Origin of the sequence: Aeromicrobium sp. UC242_57 (assembly GCF_044452305.1) — a bacterium.
Taxonomy (GTDB): Bacteria; Actinomycetota; Actinomycetes; order Propionibacteriales; family Nocardioidaceae; genus Aeromicrobium.
In genome coordinates this window covers 368,958-385,985 of record NZ_JBIOAM010000003.1, presented here as the reverse complement: position 1 = coordinate 385,985, position 17,028 = coordinate 368,958, and the positions used below count along the sequence as shown (strand labels likewise).

The 17,028-nt window shown below is 67.4% G+C and carries 20 protein-coding genes, 1 tRNA gene and 4 pseudogenes; 6 read left to right on the top strand and 19 right to left on the bottom strand.

The window, feature by feature from the left end; all coding sequences use genetic code 11:
- Window positions 1-45: 45 nt before the first annotated feature.
- Together ACHMWU_RS12020 and ACHMWU_RS12015 are read right to left on the bottom strand one after the other, a co-directional pair.
- Window positions 46-986, bottom strand: a pseudogene (locus ACHMWU_RS12020) (ribose-phosphate diphosphokinase).
- Between the two features lie 147 nt (window positions 987-1,133).
- Window positions 1,134-1,487: a hypothetical protein gene (locus ACHMWU_RS12015; protein WP_396043946.1), complete on the bottom strand. Its 354-nt coding sequence runs from the start codon at window positions 1,485-1,487 to the stop codon at window positions 1,134-1,136.
- A 2-nt stretch (window positions 1,488-1,489) separates the two neighbouring features.
- Between ACHMWU_RS12015 and ACHMWU_RS12010 the strand changes: the two genes are divergently transcribed.
- Entirely contained in the window at window positions 1,490-1,642 is a 153-nt protein-coding gene (locus tag ACHMWU_RS12010; protein ID WP_396043944.1) for a hypothetical protein, read from the top strand.
- A 74-nt stretch (window positions 1,643-1,716) separates the two neighbouring features.
- Here ACHMWU_RS12010 and ACHMWU_RS12005 read toward each other — a convergent pair whose 3' ends face one another.
- The 4 genes from ACHMWU_RS12005 to ACHMWU_RS11990 form a co-directional block, all read right to left on the bottom strand.
- Complete coding sequence (locus ACHMWU_RS12005; protein ID WP_396043942.1) at window positions 1,717-2,463, bottom strand: NTP transferase domain-containing protein; 747 nt, start codon at window positions 2,461-2,463, stop codon at window positions 1,717-1,719.
- Window positions 2,464-2,500: 37 nt separating this feature from the next.
- Window positions 2,501-2,579 (bottom strand) — tRNA-Gln (locus ACHMWU_RS12000).
- A gap of 16 nt (window positions 2,580-2,595) precedes the next feature.
- Window positions 2,596-2,952 carry a hypothetical protein gene (locus tag ACHMWU_RS11995; protein WP_396043940.1) on the bottom strand — a complete coding sequence of 119 codons (357 nt, stop codon included), beginning with the start codon at window positions 2,950-2,952 and terminating at the stop codon, window positions 2,596-2,598.
- A complete protein-coding gene (locus ACHMWU_RS11990) occupies window positions 2,930-3,385 on the bottom strand; it encodes a class I SAM-dependent methyltransferase (RefSeq protein ID WP_396043938.1) in 456 nt (151 codons plus the stop codon). Before ACHMWU_RS11990 ends, ACHMWU_RS11995 begins: the two co-directional genes overlap by 23 nt.
- 60 nt (window positions 3,386-3,445) lie before the next feature.
- Here ACHMWU_RS11990 and ACHMWU_RS11985 point away from each other — a divergent pair, with 60 nt between their 5' ends.
- From ACHMWU_RS11985 to ACHMWU_RS11970, 4 genes are read left to right on the top strand one after another with little or no spacing between them, the layout of a single operon-like run.
- Window positions 3,446-3,688, top strand: coding sequence for a hypothetical protein (locus ACHMWU_RS11985; protein ID WP_396043936.1), 243 nt, complete (start codon window positions 3,446-3,448; stop codon window positions 3,686-3,688).
- Between the two features lie 11 nt (window positions 3,689-3,699).
- Entirely contained in the window at window positions 3,700-3,933 is a 234-nt protein-coding gene (locus ACHMWU_RS11980) for a hypothetical protein (RefSeq protein ID WP_396046690.1), read from the top strand.
- Window positions 3,934-3,967: 34 nt separating this feature from the next.
- The gene (locus ACHMWU_RS11975) at window positions 3,968-4,750 is read left to right on the top strand and encodes an ATP-binding cassette domain-containing protein (protein WP_396043934.1); all 783 of its coding nucleotides are present in this window, start codon (window positions 3,968-3,970) and stop codon (window positions 4,748-4,750) included.
- 44 nt (window positions 4,751-4,794) lie between these two features.
- A complete protein-coding gene (locus ACHMWU_RS11970) occupies window positions 4,795-5,757 on the top strand; it encodes an ATP-binding cassette domain-containing protein (protein WP_396043932.1) in 963 nt (320 codons plus the stop codon).
- 124 nt (window positions 5,758-5,881) lie between these two features.
- Here the strand turns inward: ACHMWU_RS11970 and ACHMWU_RS11965 are convergent, their stop codons facing one another.
- From ACHMWU_RS11965 to ACHMWU_RS11905, 13 genes and pseudogenes are all read right to left on the bottom strand, one after another.
- Window positions 5,882-6,799 (bottom strand): 4-(cytidine 5'-diphospho)-2-C-methyl-D-erythritol kinase, encoded by a 918-nt coding sequence (locus ACHMWU_RS11965; protein WP_396043930.1) that lies wholly within the window; start codon window positions 6,797-6,799, stop codon window positions 5,882-5,884.
- A complete protein-coding gene (locus tag ACHMWU_RS11960) occupies window positions 6,796-7,857 on the bottom strand; it encodes an amidase family protein (RefSeq protein WP_396043928.1) in 1,062 nt (353 codons plus the stop codon). The genes ACHMWU_RS11965 and ACHMWU_RS11960 overlap by 4 nt, the downstream gene beginning before the upstream one ends.
- 125 nt (window positions 7,858-7,982) lie before the next feature.
- Window positions 7,983-8,828, bottom strand: a pseudogene (gene rsmA / locus ACHMWU_RS11955) (16S rRNA (adenine(1518)-N(6)/adenine(1519)-N(6))-dimethyltransferase RsmA).
- Window positions 8,825-9,079, bottom strand: coding sequence for a transglycosylase family protein (locus tag ACHMWU_RS11950; RefSeq protein ID WP_396046688.1), 255 nt, complete (start codon window positions 9,077-9,079; stop codon window positions 8,825-8,827). Before ACHMWU_RS11950 ends, rsmA begins: the two are co-directional and overlap by 4 nt.
- 52 nt (window positions 9,080-9,131) lie before the next feature.
- Window positions 9,132-9,818: pseudogene (locus ACHMWU_RS11945) on the bottom strand (ubiquitin-like domain-containing protein); the annotation flags it as partial.
- Window positions 9,819-10,053: 235 nt separating this feature from the next.
- The gene (locus ACHMWU_RS11940; protein ID WP_396043926.1) at window positions 10,054-10,926 is read right to left on the bottom strand and encodes a TatD family hydrolase; all 873 of its coding nucleotides are present in this window, start codon (window positions 10,924-10,926) and stop codon (window positions 10,054-10,056) included.
- A complete protein-coding gene (locus ACHMWU_RS11935) occupies window positions 10,923-11,228 on the bottom strand; it encodes a hypothetical protein (RefSeq protein ID WP_396046686.1) in 306 nt (101 codons plus the stop codon). The genes ACHMWU_RS11940 and ACHMWU_RS11935 overlap by 4 nt, the downstream gene beginning before the upstream one ends.
- 74 nt (window positions 11,229-11,302) lie before the next feature.
- Window positions 11,303-12,541, bottom strand: a pseudogene (metG, locus tag ACHMWU_RS11930) (methionine--tRNA ligase); the annotation flags it as partial.
- Window positions 12,541-12,936, bottom strand: coding sequence for a type II toxin-antitoxin system VapC family toxin (locus ACHMWU_RS11925; RefSeq protein WP_396043924.1), 396 nt, complete (start codon window positions 12,934-12,936; stop codon window positions 12,541-12,543). The pseudogene metG and the gene ACHMWU_RS11925, both read right to left, overlap by 1 nt.
- On the bottom strand, window positions 12,923-13,171 hold the full coding sequence (locus ACHMWU_RS11920) for a FitA-like ribbon-helix-helix domain-containing protein (protein WP_396043922.1): 249 nt from the start codon (window positions 13,169-13,171) through the stop codon (window positions 12,923-12,925). Before ACHMWU_RS11920 ends, ACHMWU_RS11925 begins: the two co-directional genes overlap by 14 nt.
- 58 nt (window positions 13,172-13,229) lie before the next feature.
- Entirely contained in the window at window positions 13,230-14,057 is an 828-nt protein-coding gene (rsmI, locus tag ACHMWU_RS11915) for a 16S rRNA (cytidine(1402)-2'-O)-methyltransferase (protein WP_396043920.1), read from the bottom strand.
- 193 nt (window positions 14,058-14,250) lie between these two features.
- Window positions 14,251-14,376: a hypothetical protein gene (locus tag ACHMWU_RS11910; RefSeq protein WP_396043918.1), complete on the bottom strand. Its 126-nt coding sequence runs from the start codon at window positions 14,374-14,376 to the stop codon at window positions 14,251-14,253.
- Between the two features lie 409 nt (window positions 14,377-14,785).
- The gene (locus ACHMWU_RS11905; RefSeq protein WP_396043916.1) at window positions 14,786-14,944 is read right to left on the bottom strand and encodes a hypothetical protein; all 159 of its coding nucleotides are present in this window, start codon (window positions 14,942-14,944) and stop codon (window positions 14,786-14,788) included.
- Between the two features lie 543 nt (window positions 14,945-15,487).
- On the opposite strand from ACHMWU_RS11905, the gene ACHMWU_RS11900 reads away from it, so the two are divergent.
- A complete protein-coding gene (locus ACHMWU_RS11900) occupies window positions 15,488-17,023 on the top strand; it encodes a dolichyl-phosphate-mannose--protein mannosyltransferase (protein WP_396043914.1) in 1,536 nt (511 codons plus the stop codon).
- The last annotated feature ends 5 nt before the right edge of the window (window positions 17,024-17,028 follow it).

Sequence of the window (17,028 nt, the reverse complement as noted above, 5' to 3'; positions counted from 1 at the left end):
GACGCTGAGGCCAGGAGCGGTGGTGCTGGGTTCTACGCTGCTAGGTCAGTTCTTGAACAGGCTCGTGACCGAGCCCTCTTCGAAGACCGCCGCCGTGGCCTGAGCCAGGAGCGGCGCGATCGAGAGCACCGTGAGCTTGTCGAAACGCTTGTCGTCCTCGATCGGCAGTGTGTTGGTCACAATGACCTCGCACGCCGTCGAGTTCTTCAGCCGGTCGACGGCCGGACCGGAGAACACCGCGTGCGTCGCCGCGATCACGACGTCCTCGGCACCATCAGCCATCAGCGCCTCAGCAGCCTGGACGATAGTTCCGCCGGTGTCGATCAGGTCGTCCACCAGGATGCACACGCGCCCCTGACGTCGCCGACGACGCGGTTGGCCTTCGACTCGTTGGGCTTGCGCGGATCACGCGTCTTGTGGATGAACGCCAGCGGCGCACCACCCAGGGCGTTGGCCACTGCTCGGCGACCTTGATGCGTCCGGCGTCGGGCGAGACGACCGCGAGGTCCTTCTTGCCGTAGCGCTTCTTGACGTGACGGGTCAGGATCGGCATCGCGAGCAGGTGGTCGACCGGCCCGTCGAAGAAGCCCTGGATCTGTGCGGTGTGCAGGTCGACCGTCATGAGGCGGTCGGCTCCGGCGGCGAGGAACAGATCGGCCATCAGCCGGGCCGAGATCGGCTCACGTCCGAGGTGCTTCTTGTCCTGGCGGGCATAGCCGTAGAACGGCAGGATGACGGTGATGCGCTTGGCCGAGGCGCGCTTGAGCGCGTCGATCATGATGATCCTGCTCCATGATCGCCTCGTTGATCGGCGCAGCGTGGCTCTGCAGCACGAAGGCATCGCATCCGCGCACCGACTCGTCGAAACGCACGTAGATCTCGCCGTTGGCGAAGTCGTACGCCGTGGTGGGCACGACCTCGATCTGCAGCAGGTCGGCGACCTCCTGAGCGAGCGTCGGGTGGGCCCGACCGGAGAACAGCAGCATGTTCCGAGTGGGCGTCCTCTTGGACAGGCTACTCACCTGTTGACTCCTCAGTGGTGTTCGACGTGGCCGCGCGGGCCGCTTGATCGGCGGCGGATCCCGGACGCTTGTCCGCGACCCACCCCTCAATATTCCTCTGTGACCCAGCACTCACCGCAAGCGCCCCCCGCCGGGACGTCGAAACGCCGGTCGTTCCGGCGCCGGTGTGGCTCCGTCGCCGATGTCGACGGGTGCCACGAAGGTGTTGTTGGACGCTGTCTTGGCGTGGGAGCCGATCGTCGTCCGGTTCTTGTGGACGCCGTCGTAGTTGGCGAAGATCGTGCCGGCGCCGATGTTGGTGCCCTCGCCGATCGTGGCGTCACCGACGTACGACAGGTGCGGAACCTTGGCTCCGGCGCCAATCGTCGAGTTCTTGACCTCGACGAAGGTGCCGATCTTGCCACCCTCGCACGCAGGTCGGCCCGGGCCGCAGGAAGGCGAACGGGCCGACCGTCGCACTCGCACCGATGACGGCGTCGGAGCCGTGCGTGCGGATGATCGTCGCGTTCTCGCCGACCTCGACATTGCGCAACGTCGTGTCGGGGCCGATCGTGGCGCCGCTGGCCACTGTCGTGGCGCCGAGCAAGCTGGGTGCCGGGCAGCAGCGTGACATCGGGTGACAGAGTCACCGCCGAGTCGATCCAGGTCGTGGCCGGGTCGACGATCGTGACGCCTTCGGTCATCCAGTGCTGGGTCAGCCGACGGTTGAGCGCGCCGCCGAGGCGGGCGGCTGCGCACGATCGTTGACGCCTTCGGTCTGCCAGACGTCTTCGAGGACGTGCGCACCGACCGGCAGCCCTTCATCGACGGCCTGCCCGATGATGTCGGTCAGGTACAGCTCGCCCTGGGCGTTCTGCGGGCTGAGCTGGCCGACCGCACGTGCCAGGAACGCCCCGTCGACGACCAGGATGCCGCTGTTGACCTCACGGATCTGACGTTCGGCCTCGGTCGCGTCCTTGTGCTCGCGGATCGCCGTGACCGCACCGGCCTCGTCGCGCAGGATGCGTCCGTAGCCGAAGGGCTCGTCGAGTCGGCGGTCAAGATCGTGACTGCCCGGTCTGCGGCCCGGTGGTCGACGATGAGCTGCGGCCAGGGTCTGCGCCGACAGCAACGGGACGTCGGCGTAGCTGATCAGCACCGGCCCGTCAGGTATGTCGTCGAGCGAGTCGAGCGCGGCTCTGACCGCGTCGCCGGTGCCCAACCGTTGCTCCTGGACCGCGAGGGTCACCGCAGGATCGTGGGCGGAGACCGCAGCTTCGACCTGCTCGCGATCATGCCCGACGACCGCGATGGTGCGTGCCACACCGGCGCCGGCGACGGCGACCAAGGCGTGCTCGATCATGCTGCGCCCGGCGATCGCGTGCAGCACCTTGGCCTGTGAGGACTTCATGCGCGTCCCCGCACCTGCCGCCAGCACGATGGCCGTGACGTTCTCACTCATGTGAGTTCCTCCCAATAGATCTTCTCGATCTCGTCGGCTCCCCGGGTAGGAGTCGAACCTACGTCGCTTGTCCGCATTCAAAGTGCGGCGGGCCCTGCCGGCAGACCAACCGGGGAATGTTGCCCAGTCAGACTACCGGAGACCGGCTTCGCGTCGAGCGACGACAAGGGTCCGGCGAAATGGAAAGGCTGTCCCCCAGGTCTGGCGGGGGTAGGCGAGGCGCAGGGCTGCGCGGTAGCGATCGGCGAACTGCTCGCGGAGCCCGGTCGGAAGGGCCTGCAGATACGGCCGCGCGCCGGTACCCGACGTCCAGTCGAAGACGGGATCGTCGCCGGGAAGCACGTGGAAATAGGTCGTCTCCCACAGGTCTACGTCCCAGCCCTGATCGGCGAAGCGAGCCGGATAGGCCAGCGGCTGGGTACCGCGATCACCGGTGATGTCGGCGGTGTGCTCGGCGTACGGCTCCTCAGCTGCGATGTCTCGCAGCAACGTGTGGCTGGCGGCGTCGTACGTTGCGGGGCACCTGGAGCGCGAAGGTGCCACCTGGGCTGACCGCCGCAGCAAGGCGTCGGATGACGTCGAGCTGGTTCGGCACCCACTGGAACAGGGCATTCGACACGATGAGGTCAACGGTTCCCTGCGGCGACCAGGTGGCGACGTCGGCCAGCCGGTCAGCTGCACCAGGATCGGTGCTGTCGCGGTTGGCCCGCTGGATCATCTCGGGCGACGAGTCGACGCCGTGGATCCGTGCGTCGGGCCAGTGCTCCCGCAGGATCGCCGTGGGCTCGACCGGGTCCGCACCCGAGGTCGACGATCGTGCTCGGCGTGCCGCGGACCCGGCCGACCAGGTCGACGAACGGACGCGACCGGTCGTCGGCGAACTGCAGGTAACGGGCGGGATCCCAGACAGGCATGATGCCAACGTACGTCCGAGTTCGACCCGAAACAATCTCGACATCAAGAATCTTGATAGTCTTCCCGCATGGAGGACGACGTCGATCGACTCATCACGGCATGGCAGCGAGAACGTCCCGCCATGGACATCACGCCGATGCACGTGCTCAGCCGGGTCAGCCGCCTCGCGCTGCACCTCGACCGTGCCCGCAAGCAGGCCTTCGCCGACCACGGGCTCGAGCCATCGGAGTTCGACGTCCTGTCCGCGCTGCGACGCTCCGGCCAGCCATACCGACTCTCCCCGGGCAGGTCGTCCAAGAGACGCTCGTGACCAGCGGGACCATGACCAACCGGGTCGACCGCCTCGTCCACAAGGGGCTCGTCGAACGGCAGCCTGACCCCGGCCGACCGGCGCGGCGTCCAGGTCGTCCTGACCTCACCCGGACGCATCGCAGTCGACGGAGCGCTCGACGCCCTGCTCGACGCAGAGCAGAAGCTGCTCGCGGCCCTGTCACCCGACGAGACCGAGAGCATCATCTCGGCCCTGCGCAAGCTTCCCTGCCGTTCGACCACTGAAGGACGCGCGGGGCCCGGCCCCTACACTTGCGCAGTGGCACATCTTCTCGGCGTGGAACAGATCGCCCTCGACTTCCCGACCAAGACCGTCTTCAAGTCGGTCACGATCGGCATCGACGAGGGAGACCGGATCGGCATCGTCGGTCGCAACGGCGACGGCAAGTCGACGCTGCTGCGCATCTTCACCGGCGTCCTGCAGCCTGACTCCGGCCGGGTGACCACACGCGGCGGCGTCACGATCGGGATGCTCGACCAGACCGACACCCTCGACCAGGACGGCACCGTCGGCCACGCCATCGTCGGCGACAAGGAAGACTACGAGTGGGCCGGCGACGCCAAGGTCCGTGACGTCATCGCCGGACTCGTCTCCGACATCGCCTGGGACGCCACGATCAGCACGTTGTCGGGCGGCCAGCGCCGCCGCGTCGCGCTGGCCAGGCTGCTGGTCGGCGACGACGACGTCCTGTTCCTCGACGAGCCGACCAACCACCTCGACGTCGAGGGCATCACCTGGCTCGCCGGCCACCTCAAGAAACGCTGGTCAGCCAATGCGGGCGGGCTCCTCGTCGTGACCCACGACCGCTGGTTCCTCGACGAGGTCTGCACCGCGACCTGGGAGGTGCACGACGGCATCGTCGAACCCTTCGAGGGCGGTTACGCGGCGTACATCCTGCAGCGCGTCGAACGCGACCGTCATGCTGCCGCGACCGAGTCCAAGCGGCAGAACCTGATGCGCAAGGAGCTCGCCTGGTTGCGCCGCGGCGCCCGGCCCGCACGAGCAAGCCCAAGTTCCGCATCGACGCCGCCAACGCCCTGATCGAGAACGAGCCCGCCCCCCGCGACACGATCGAGCTCAAGCAGATGGCGACGTCACGCCTGGGCAAGGACGTCGTCGACATCCTCGACGTGTCGGTCTCCTACGACAAGCCTGTGCTCAAGAACGTCGAGTGGCGCATCGCCCCCGGCGAGCGCACCGGGATCCTCGGCGCGAACGGCGCTGGCAAGTCGACCCTGCTGGGCCTGGTCACCGGCAAGGTCCAGCCCACGTCCGGGCGGGTCAAGCGCGGCAAGACGATCCGGGTCGTCACCCTGACGCAGGAGCTCAACGAGCTGAAGGACGTCGGCAACGACCGGGTCAGCGATGTCGTCGGCCGCCAGCGCACCTCGTACGTCTCCGGCGGCAAGGAGATGACGCCGTCGCAGCTGCTCGAACGGCTGGGCTTCTCCAGCGCGCAGATGTCGACTCCCGTCAAGGACCTGTCGGGCGGGCAGAAGCGCCGACTTCAGCTGCTCATGATCCTGCTCGACGAGCCCAACGTGCTGGTGCTCGACGAGCCGACCAACGATCTCGACACCGACATGCTCGCCGCGATGGAGGATCTGCTCGACACGTGGCCCGGCACGCTGCTGGTCGTCTCGCACGACCGGTACCTGCTCGAGCGCATCACCGATCAGCAGTACGCGATCATGGACGGCCACTTCCGGCACCTGCCCGGCGGCGTCGACCAGTACCTCGACCTGCGCAAGAAGCAGGATGCGGTGTCCGGCCCGTCGGCGTCGAACCCGTCCTCGGCCGGCCACGTCAAGAAGTCGTCCCTGTCGAGCGGGGACGAGCGCAACGCCCGCAAGGAGGTCGGCTCGATCGACCGCAAGATCGAGAAGCTCTCGGCCAGGATCGCCGCTGCCCAGATCGAGCTGACCGAGGTCGATCCGACGGACGTCCCGTCGTTGACGAAGCTGTCCGCCGAGATCCAGGACCTCGAGGCCAAGATCGCCGCCCACGAGGAGCGCTGGCTCGAGCTGACCGAGCTCCTCGAGTCCTAACCGCTGACGAGGTACTTACCGCCCCTTCACGAGGCACTTACAGCCCTTTATCCCGAGGGCGGCAACTGCCTCCTCAGAGGGCGATAACTACCTCTTCGGGGGGCGGCAAGTACCTCCTCAGCGTTCAGATCAGGCGGGCGCCGGTGACTGGGCCGCGTGACTGAATGACGTCAGCGCAGTCCGAGGCGCTCGTCAGGGCGAAGGCGATGTCGAGGCTGTGCTGCTCGTCGGAGGCCAGGAACAAGGCGGTCGGGCCTGAGCCCGACAAGATCGCGCCCAGCGCACCCGCCTCGATGCCGACCGCGAGCGTGTCGGCGAGCTCTGGACGCAGCGACAGGGCGGCCTCGGTCAGGTCGTTGGACAGTGCAGCGCCGAGCGCATCGGCGTCGCCTGCGCGCAAGGCAGCCAGCAGCGCATCTGGCACGGTCGGGTGCGCGACCTCGGTACCAGCGTTGAGTCGATCGAACTCCGCATAGACCGCAGCCGTCGACAGTCCCTCGTGCGCCGTCGCGAACACCCAGTTGTAGGAGCCACGAGCCAGGACCGGGCTGATCGTCTCGCCGCGGCCGCCACCCACCGCATTGCCGCCGTGCAGCAGGAATGGCACGTCGCTGCCCAGCTGGCTGGCGAGCTGCTCCAGAGCTGCGCGACTCAGACCAGTCCCCCACGCCTCGTTGCAGGCGACGAGCGCCGCTGCGGCGTCGGCCGAACCACCGGCCATGCCGCCGGCGACCGGGATGACCTTGCGGATCGCCAGGTCGACGCCGAGCAGGGTGCCCGTTCGCTCGCGCAGCAGCAAGGCCGCACGAACCGCGAGGTTGTCACTGTTCTCTGGGACGATCGCGATCTCCGACAGTGCATCGAGCTCGGTGTGGACAGCCACGGTGATCTCGTCGTCGTCGCGCAGCGTCGCCCGAACCTCGTCGTGCAGGTCGACGGCCTGGTAGACCGTCGCCAACGGGTGGTAGCCGTCCTCGCGCACAGGCCCGACGCCCAGGCACAGGTTGATCTTGGCGGGGACACGAACGTTGGCAGAGCTCACCTGTTCAACCTAGTGGCTCGTTCGATGAGCGCCCGGTCGGACCCGGCTGGGCCGACCAGGCTCACGCCGGCTGGCAGTCCGTTCGCCGTCACGAGAGGGACGCTGACCGCCGGCAGCCCGGCGGCGCCTGCCACACACGTCAGCTGCATCGTGGTGCGCCGCAGCAGCTCGAGGTCCTTGGCCCGGCGCAGCGGCGGCGCGACGGAGGATGCCGAGGGCAGCACCAGGACCCGATCGCCCAACAGCCGACGGATCCCCGCGCCATGACGAGCTACTTCGCGCCTAGCCTCGTCCCCGACCTCAGGCGTGATCGAGGCGGCCCACTCCCACCGCGCTCGCACGCCCGGCCCGAGTGCGTGGAGGTGGGATGCCATCCAGGCTCCTCGCTCCTGCCAGGCCTCGAATGCCTGCCGGGTGCGAAATGCTGTCAGCACGCTGCGCATCTCGGCCATCGGCCAGTCGATGCGCGGGACCGTTCGCGCGATCTCGCCGACGACGTCGCGCACCCCTGGCTCGGCGAGGTTCAGCAGGCCGTCGACGGCGACAAGCTCACCGGGCTTGGCGCTGTCGACGGGCAGCAGCGAGCGACCCACTCGGGCCAGCAGCCCGGCGTCGCGGGTCAGCCAGCCGACCGTGTCGGCACCCGGAGAGAGCAGCAACAATCCATCGACGGGGACAGCACCGTGAGTCGTCCGGATGCCCCACAGGCCCTGGTAGGCCGCCGGAACTCGGATCGACCCGCCGGTGTCGGTGCCCAAGCCGATCGACGCCAAGCCCATCGACACTGCCGAGGCCGAACCTGACGAAGAGCCCCCGGGCACCCGGTGCGGGGCGAGCGGATTAGGCGGCGTTCCGTAGTGCACGTTGGTGCCGGCCAGGCTGTACGCGAACTCGTCGCACCGGGTGATGCCACGAACCGAGGCGCCATCGGCCAGCAGACGTTCGACTGCCCAGGCGTGCGCGAGCCGCCGGAACGGCCTCGTCCAGCCAGGCCGGATTGCCGGCCCCGATCCGGTGACCCGCGACGGCGAAGACGTCCTTGACCGCGACGCTCTCACCGCTCAGGTCACCCGACCCCGTCGGGCGCACCAAGGGGTCGTCGGCAACCCGCCAGATCCGCTCGTCCACGATCACGCCGCCAGACTAGCCACAACCTCACCGCACGGCGCGCGGAATGCGGTGCCTAGAAGTGCGTGGCGAGACGGGCGAAGTCTTCGACCGTGGCTGTTCGCCGCGCGCCTGGGGCGAGATGTCTGCGGCGACGAGCGCCTCTTCGGCAGCAGCACCGGACCCCGCCAGCGAGGCGAGGGCCGCACGCATGGTCTTGCGACGCTGGGCGAAGGCCGCGTCGGCGACCGCGAACGTCTTCAGTCGCAGCGACTCGTCCCCTGGCGGCTCACGCCGCGTCCACGCCACGAGCGAGGACTCGACGTTGGGCATCGGCCAGAACACGTTGCGGCCGACCGAGCCGGCGAGCTTTACATCGGCGTACCACGCAGCTTTTCACGCTAGGGATGCCGTAGATCTTCGAGCCGGGCACCGCAGCCAGCCGGTGAGCCACCTCGGCCTGCACCATCACCAGGCCGGTACGGATCGACGGGAACCGTTCGAGGAAGGTCAGCAGCACCGGTACTGACACGTTGTAGGGCAGGTTGGCGACCAGCGCCGTCGGCGCCGGGCCAGGCAGCTCGGTGACCTTCATGGCATCGGCCAGCACCAGGTCGAAGGCTCCGACCTGATCGGGCGCGAACTCAGCCAACGTCGCCGGCAGCTGACCGGCCAGCACGTCGTCGATCTCGACCGCCGTGACGTGGCGCGCGACCTCGAGCAGGCCGAGGGTCAACGAACCGAGACCAGGACCGATCTCGACTGCAACGTCATCGGGCGTGATGCCCGACGCCTTGACGATGCGGCGGACGGTGTTGGCGTCGTGGACGAAGTTCTGGCCACGTTGCTTGGTGGGACGGATCCCACACGTTTCGGCGAGCCGACGGATGTCAGCGGCTCCGAGAAGCCTCGGTGGCGTCAGTTGAACCTCGCATGTGCGCAGCCCCACTGGCCCCAACCGGAGCGCGCCTGCAGGATCTTGGCGTACTTGATCTGCACCTCGCGGCTGTTCTGGTGCGGCAGCCCAGGGCCACCGACGCTCTTCCACGTCGCAGCGCTGAACTGCAGGCCGCCGTAGTAGCCGTTGCCGGTGTTGATCGACCAGTTGCCGCCGGACTCGCACTGGGCGATCTTGTCCCAGACGCTGTCGGGGGGCGGTGCGGCTCGTGCCACGCGACACGACCTCGGTCACCGGGGGCTTCACGGCGTTGGTGGAGTGCACGGTGCGCTTGCGCAGCTTGCCGTCGGCGTACACGAGCGTGACCCGCTCGCGGGCCTTGCCGTTCTGGCCGGCCCTGACGACGGTGGTCTCACCCACCAACGCCTCGGGATCTTCCTTGACCTGCGTCTTGTGCTTGAGCTTGACCATCTCGGTCTTGGTGATCTTCTTGATGCGGACGACGCGAACCTTGTCGTCGGGGGTCACGTACGTGTCGAGCGCCGGTTTGACCTCGTCGTCCTGGTCGAGGGTCACACCTGCCTCGGCGAGCACGCCGGAGACCGTCGGCGTCTTGGTCGTGACAGTCTTCTTGTCGCCGTCGGCGACGATCGTCAGCTTCTTGGGCGAGCTGATCACGAGCGCCATGCCGGTGCGCGGCACAGCAGCCGAACGCTTGACCGAGACGTACGCATCGGGCGACGCAGCCAGACCCAGCGAGGTGATCGCCTCGTCGACCGTGCGGTCGAAGACCGTCTGCTTGGACACCTTGCCGTCGACCGTCAGGGTCAGCGGCTTGGCATAGGCGACGTCGATCGTGTCGCCGTCGGACAGGCCGCTGGTGGGGGCCATGTTGACCTTGTCGCCGGCCCGCAGCGTGACCTCGTGATCGTCCAGCACGTCGCCGACGGTGCTGCCGAACGTGCGGATCGACGTGCTTTCGCCGTCGACCTTCAGGGTCACGGTCTGGCTCATGGCGCCGTAGGCTGCGGTGCCGCCGCCGACCGCGAGAAGGATCGCGATGTTGAGGGCGATGAGCTGGACGGACTTGCGCTGGCGGTGCTTGACGCGGCGTCCGGGGGTCTTGGCTGGGGTCACTGGTTTCGAATCCTGGGGCACTGCATTCCTCGAAAGTCGATGGCTGGGCCGACTTTCAACCATAACTGCGACCTCCTGAACCTCAAAACCGTTGGCATTTCAACCCCGCCTCTCACCGACGCTGAGCCCAGCGCCCGCCGAATGCGCGATCAGTGTTCACATCGATGTCCTTGCACAGCTCTTCGACCGTCTTGCCTGCAATTTCAGCCATGAATCGCACCGTGAGGGGAATCATGAACGAAGCGTTCGGTTGACCCCGGTGTGGAATCGGTGTGAGGAAAGGCGCATCGGTCTCGACCAGAATACGGTCGGCGGGAGTCACGCGGAGCGCTTCGCGAAGGTTCTCAGCATTCTTGAAGGTCACCGTCCCGGCGAACGACAAGTAGGCCCCGCGCTCGACGCAAGCCCGCGCGAAGTCGGCGTCGCCGGAGAAGCAGTGCATCACGACCCGGTCAGGCACGCCCTCGTCGTCGAGGACCGCGAGGACGTCGTCGTGGGAGTCGCGGTCGTGGATCACGAGCGTCTTGTCATGTCGCTTCGCGATGCGGATGTGCTCGCGGAACGAGGTGTGCTGCGCCTCCCGTCCGTCCTCGCCGGTGCGGAAGTAGTCGAGCCCGGTCTCCCCGACGGCTCTAACGTGATCGCCGGACTGCGCGAGCGCATCGATCTCGGCCAAGGCCGCGTCGAGCTGGCCGGCTGATGCCAGCCGCGGCGCCTCGTTAGGGTGCAGAGCGACCGCCGCCACGACGGACGGATAGGCCGCAGCGGTCTCGACGGCCCAGCGCGATCCCTCGAGATCGCAGCCGACCTGGACCACGCGGGTCACGTTGACATCCGCAGCCCGGTCGAGGGCCTCGTCGACCGGGATCAGCAGACCGCCCTCGATGCCCTTGCTGTAGGCCCGGTGGTCGAGATGGCAGTGGTTGTCGACCACCGGTGACGGCAACGCCTCCGGTGCCTGCGGCCAGCCGTGGGTGACAGTCACTCCGCCGGAGCCTCGATGCGCGGGAACAACGAGTCGGGCTTGGTGATCGTCGTGCCGGCGGGCAGCTGTCCCCACGCGGCAACGGCGTCGATGCGCTGGTCGGCCAGTGCACCCAACGTCGACTCCGCGCCGAGCGCATCCCACAACCCTGCCGACGCCTTGGGCATCACGGGGTTGAGCAGGACAGCCAGGACCCGCAGCCCCTCAGCGGCGGTGGTGAGGATCGTGGCCAACCGGTCTCTGGCCCCACCCTCCGAAGACTCAGTGTCCTTGGCGACCTTCCACGGGGCCTGCTCGGTGATGTATCCGTTGAGCCGTCGACGATGCGCCAGATCGCCGCGAGGGCGTCTTGCGGCGCAACCTTCTCGATCGCGTCATCGGCATCGCGCACCGCCGCTGCGACGGTGTCGATGACCTTCTGCTCGGCAGCGGTGATCTCGCCGGCGGCCGGAAGCGCTCCGTCGAAGTACTTGCCGATCATCGCCGCGACGCGGGACGCCAGGTTGCCGAAGCCGTTGGCGAGCTCTGCGTGGTAGCGGGCGCTGATGTCCTCCCACGAGATCGAGCCGTCGGAGCCGAACGTCAAGGCGCGGGCGAAGTAGTAGCGGTAGGCGTCAGATCCGAAGGTGTCGACGATCTCGTCGGGCCGGATGCCGTTGGCCTTGGACTTGCTCATCTTCTGCCCGCCGACCAGCAGCCAGCCGTGGGCGAACACCTGGCCGGGGACCGGCTGTCCGGCGGCCATCAGCATCGCTGGCCAGATGACCGCGTGGAACCGGGCGATGTCCTTGCCGACGATGTGAATGCTGGCTGGCCAGGTCTTGTCGAAGCGTTCTTGATCGGCGCCGTAACCGATGGCCGTGACGTAGTTGAGCAGCGCCTCGACCCACACGTACATGACGTGCTTGTCGTCCCAGGGCAGCTGGATGCCCCAGTCGAACGTCGACCGTGAGATCGACAGGTCACGCAGTCCGCGGGACACGAACGAGATGACCTCGTTGCGGGCCGACTCGGGCTGGATGAACGTCGGATTGGCCTCGTAGAAGTCGAGCAGCTTCTGCTGGTAGTCGCTGAGCCGGAAGAAGTAGTTCTCCTCGGTCATGTGCTCGACCCGGCTGCCGTCAAGCGTCGAGACCTTGAAGCCCTTGTCGTCGCCCTCACCGTCGGCGACGTCGTCGTCACCGACGAACTCTTCGCTGCCGACGCTGTACCAGCCGCTGAACGATCCCTTGTAGACCGCGCCCCGGTCGTTGAGGTCTTGCCAGAACGCCTTCGAGCCATCGAGGTGACGCTGCTCGGTGGTGCGGATGAAGTCGTCGTTGGCGACGTCGATCGTCTTCAGGAGCGGCTTCCACTCCTCGTCGACGAGCTTGTCGACCCACTGCTGCGGGGTCACGCCATTGGCCTCGGCCTTGCGCAGGACCTTCTGGCCGTGCTCGTCGGTGCCGGTCAGGTACCAGACGTTCTCGCCACGTTGGCGGTGCCACCGCGTGATGATGTCACCCATGACCGTCGTGTAGCCGTGCCCGATGTGGGGCGCGTCGTTGACGTAGTAGATGGGCGTGGTGACGTAGAACGTTTGGTCTGACACGTCGTCGAGTCTAGTGAGTCGCATCAGGCACTCAGCACGACGATCTCGCAACGGACGCCCGGGGCCGCAGCCAACCGGGCGTCAGCGGTCACCAGCGGGCAGCCAAGTGCCTCGGCGAGGGCCACATATGACGCGTCGTAGGGGGTGAGGTTGTCGCGCAGATCCCAGATGCGGGGAATGAGGGGATGGTGCGAACGTCGGGTCACCGGCATCTCGCTCAGCCCGCGGACCGCACGTCCTGCCTGCGGTCCGGACAGGAAGCCCCGACGTTCGAGACGACGCAGGACGTGCAGCACCTCAACATCCAGCAGGTGGGGAACGACCGTCGTGCGGCGCGCGATGACCTCCCTCGCCGAGTCACCGACGTTCCCTCGCAGGCTCAACGCGTCGATCACCACATTGGCGTCAACGACCTGCACGGCCTTCCTCCAAGGCGTCGAGAATCATCTGGCGCGTGACCGGAGGTCGACCGTCGTCCAACGCCTCGAGGTCCGCGCGGTAGCGCTCGAAGAACTCGGTGTCCGTTGGAGTCCTCGCCGTCTCGATCAGTGTCTCAAGGATGAATTCTTGGAGCGACTGGTGACGTGAAGCTGCCCGGTCACGCAGGACAGCATGCACCTGATCCGGCACGTTCTTTACTTGGATGTTGGGCATGGCTCCATTTTGGCTCCACTCGCGACACTTCTCAACCCGGTGTCAGGTGCCTGTGGATTCAGCTGTGTGCAGCGTCGTAGACGTCCTTCTTGCGGATGCCCGTCTCACCGGCGACCTGCTCGATCGCGTCCTTGCGGCTGAGCCCTTCGCCCTGACGTTCGGCGACCAGCGCCTTGAGCTCGTCGGGCGCGTAGGTGCGCAGCTCGGCGACAACGCCTCCGACGACGATCGTCACCTCGCCGCGGATGCCCTGTTCCTGGGCCTTCGCCCACGCGATGACGTCGTCGAGAGGACCCCGGGCGACTTCTTCGTACGTCTTGGTGAGCTCGCGGCACACCGCTGCGGCGCGGTCGCCGCCGAACACCTCGGCCATCGCCTCCAGCGAGGTCTGCGTGCGGTGCGGCGACTCGAAGAACACCATGGTGCGGCGTTCGGCCGCGAGCTCCTTCAGCGCACGGGTGCGCTCCCCGGCCTTGCGCGGCAGGAAACCTTCGAAGCAGAACCTGTCGACCGGCAGCCCCGAGACGGCGAGGGCCGTCAGCACCGCAGACGGACCAGGGATCGCGGTGACCTTCACATCTGCGGCGATGGCCGCGACGACGAGCCGGTAGCCCGGATCGGACACGCTCGGCATGCCGGCATCGGTCACGAGGACGATCGTCTGACCGGCCTCGAGCACCTGGGCCAGCTCGGGGGTACGACGTTCTTCGTTGCCCTCGAAGTACGACACGATTCGGCCGCTGATCTCGACGCCGAGGTCGGCGGCGAGCCGCTTGAGACGTCGGGTGTCCTCTGCCGCGACGACATCGGCGGTGGTCAGCGCGGCGGCCAGGCGGCCGCTCGCATCGGTGACCTGACCAATGGGCGTCGCAGCGAGGATCAACATGGGCCCAAGTCTCCCATCCACCCCCGGAGTCGGTGGATCCGCAACCTCATCCCGCCGGGCCGGTGTCCCAGCAACCTCATCCCGCCGGGCCGGTGTCCCAGCAACCTCATCCGGCCGAATGCGGTTGATAAACCACCGCGCCCGGGGCAGGGCGGCGCAATGAGGTTGCGAATCCACCGCGCCTGGGGCAGCGTCAGGCCGTTCGACGCAACGACTGGTTGCGAGGCGCCTTGAACAAGGCGTCCCACCGCTCGTCGAACACCGGCGCGGGGCCGTCATATCCCTGCGCGACCAGAGCTCGATGCACCGTGCGGACCATCGACTTGGGCGTGCGAGGTGCTTCTTGGTGATCTGGACGTAGGCCCAGTCGTTGCGCCGCAGACCTGCGTAGCGATCAGCGTCGCTGGCGATCTGATCGGCGTCGCTCCAGTGTTGCCCGCCCTCGTACTCCACGATGAGCCGCCACAGGAGGTAGACCAGGTCACCGCAACCCAAGAACCTGTGCTCCGCATCGTGAACGTCGTGGTTGACCTGAGGCGTCGGAAGCCCAGCGGTCACCAGGAACGCCCGCGCCTCCGACTCAGGCATCGAACGCGCCCGCCCGTCCAGCAACGGCAGGATCTCGATGACCTGCTCTGCTCCAGGGCGCCACCGCTGTGTCCGGACGAAGGCCGACAGTGACGCCTCCGTCATGTGACGTCGATGCAGGAGCCAGTCACCGACGACGATCAGGTCGAGCGGTCGAGCGGTCGAGCGGTCGCCGCATAACCCACGAATGCGGCCTCCACGCTCACCATCACACCGTCGTTCGGTGGCATGAGGACGGTTCGATGGAGCTTCATCTCGTCGAAGACGAGGTGCAGGTCTCGCGCCACGGTGAAGTGCAACGGAGTCAGCTGTCCTCGTTCGGCACCCCAGGAGCCACAGCCGGGTGCCGTGGCTGATCAACGCATCGGGCGGGAGGGTCAGTCGGGCGGCAGCGACGATCCCGAGGTCGTCGAGCCGATGTCGGCGAGCCGATACACCGAGGAACGGACCTGCACAAAACGCTTGTGCTGCAGCATCCGCGGGGTCATGCCTGCAGCGAAAGCTTCCACGCGGCTGAACGCACGGTCGGCGAGATGGTCTGGGACGGGTCGACATGGTCGCATCCACGCAGCGTTCACGGTCCGCGACTTCTCGCGCTGCCCTCCGACGTCCGCCTGTGGACGGCCGGGGTCGCCCCGACACCTGTGGATCCCGCCGCTCCGGCGCCCTCCGGGGTCGGTGGATCCGCAACCTCATCCTGCCGGGCCGGTGTCCCAGCAACCTCATTTCGCCGAATGCGGTTGAAAAGCCACCGCGCCAGGACTGGGCACCGCGCCAGGGGCGGGCGGACCGAATGCTGTTGCGCATCCACCCCCTCCGGGGTGCGCCCCCAGGCTGGGCCCGTGAATCACGTGTCCCGGGTCCCTGCACGTGCCTGGGGCTGGATCGGTCCGATCGGCGTGGCGCTGCTGGCGTTCGTCCTGCGGGTCTGGAACGTCGGCTACCCCAACAAGTTCGTCTTCGACGAGACCTACTACGCCAAGGACGCCTGGTCGTTGCTGCAGCACGGCTACGTCCAGGACTACGTCGAGAAAGCCAATGGCGAGATCGTCAAGGGCAACCTCACCGGCCTGATGACGGGCGAGCCGTCATGGATCGTGCACCCCGACGGCGGCAAGTGGATCATCGCCCTCGGCGAGCAGGTCTTCGGATTCACCTCGTTCGGCTGGCGCATCTCCGGCGTCGTGATCGGCGCGCTGACCGTCCTGGTGCTGGCCCGGCTCGTGCGCCGGATGACCGGCTCGACGTTCATCGGCTGCTTCGCCGGCCTGCTCCTGGCCGTCGACGGCGCCCACTTCGTGATGTCACGACTCGCGCTGCTCGACATCTTCCTGACGTTCTGGATCGTCTGTGGCGTGGCCTGCCTGGTCGCCGACCGCGACTGGATCAAGGAGCGCCTCGGGACCTACCGGCTGTGGCGGCCCTGGCAACTCCTGGCAGGTGTCAGCTTCGGCATGGCGTGCGCCACCAAGTGGAGCGGCGTGTACGTCCTCGCGGTGTTCGGCATCGTCGTGGTCGTGTGGGAGGTCGTCATGAGACGGCGCAACCCGCGCACCGCGATGCACCACGGCTGGCTGCGCACGACGCTCATCGTCGGGGTTCCGGCCTTCGCCTCGATCGTCCTGGTGGCGTTGGTCGTGTACCTCGTCTCGTGGACGGGCTTCCTGGTGCACCACGAGGTCTACGAAGCACGTTTTGGCCACGGGTACGGCGACTACTCCAAGCCGTGGGGATCGTACGTCGACAAGCCGACGACCGGACTCGGCGGAGAGACCTGGGACGCCTTGCGGTCGCTGTGGCACTTCCACGTCATGACGTACGACTTCCACACCGGCAACCTCGACGGCGTCACCCATCCCTACCAGTCCCATCCGGCCACCTGGCTGTTGCAGGTCCGCCCGGTGGGCGCCGATGCCCAGTTCGACCTCCCCGCGACGTTGCAGTGCGGCCAGGCCGCCGGCGAGAAGTGCGTGCGGGAGATCCTGATCCTGGGAAATCCGCTGATCTGGTGGACCGGCATCGTGGCACTCCTCGGCTCGCTCGTCATGTGGATCAAGACCCGCCGCTGGACGTGGGGACTGCCGGTGATCGGGGTCGCCGTGTGCTGGCTGCCGTGGTTCCTCAACGCCGACCGGCCGATCTTCTCGTTCTACGCCGTCACGGTCATCCCGTTCACGATCATCGCGATCTCGCTGGTTGCCGACGCGATCTGGCGCAGCCGCTCGAGTCCGCGGTCGACCTATGCCGCGGGGCTGACGATCGCCCTGTACGCGCTGGCCGCCGTCGTCATGTTCTGGTACTTCCACCCGATCTTGACCGACGACCTCATCCCCTACGACGCCTGGCACCACCGCATGTGGCTCGACCGCTGGATCTGATCGTC

Coding starts and splice junctions, on each gene's coding strand:
- ACHMWU_RS11970 (WP_396043932.1), top strand. CDS start 4,795: ATGGCGACGTCACGCCTGGGCAAGGACGTCGTCGACATCCTCGACGTG.
- ACHMWU_RS11910 (WP_396043918.1), bottom strand. CDS start 14,376: ATGGTCCGCACGGTGCATCGAGCTCTGGTCGCGCAGGGATATGACGGC.
- ACHMWU_RS11920 (WP_396043922.1), bottom strand. CDS start 13,171: ATGCCCAACATCCAAGTAAAGAACGTGCCGGATCAGGTGCATGCTGTC.
- ACHMWU_RS12005 (WP_396043942.1), bottom strand. CDS start 2,463: ATGAGTGAGAACGTCACGGCCATCGTGCTGGCGGCAGGTGCGGGGACG.
- ACHMWU_RS12010 (WP_396043944.1), top strand. CDS start 1,490: ATGACGGCGTCGGAGCCGTGCGTGCGGATGATCGTCGCGTTCTCGCCG.
- rsmI (WP_396043920.1), bottom strand. CDS start 14,057: ATGTTGATCCTCGCTGCGACGCCCATTGGTCAGGTCACCGATGCGAGC.
- ACHMWU_RS11980 (WP_396046690.1), top strand. CDS start 3,700: ATGACCAACCGGGTCGACCGCCTCGTCCACAAGGGGCTCGTCGAACGG.
- ACHMWU_RS11985 (WP_396043936.1), top strand. CDS start 3,446: ATGGAGGACGACGTCGATCGACTCATCACGGCATGGCAGCGAGAACGT.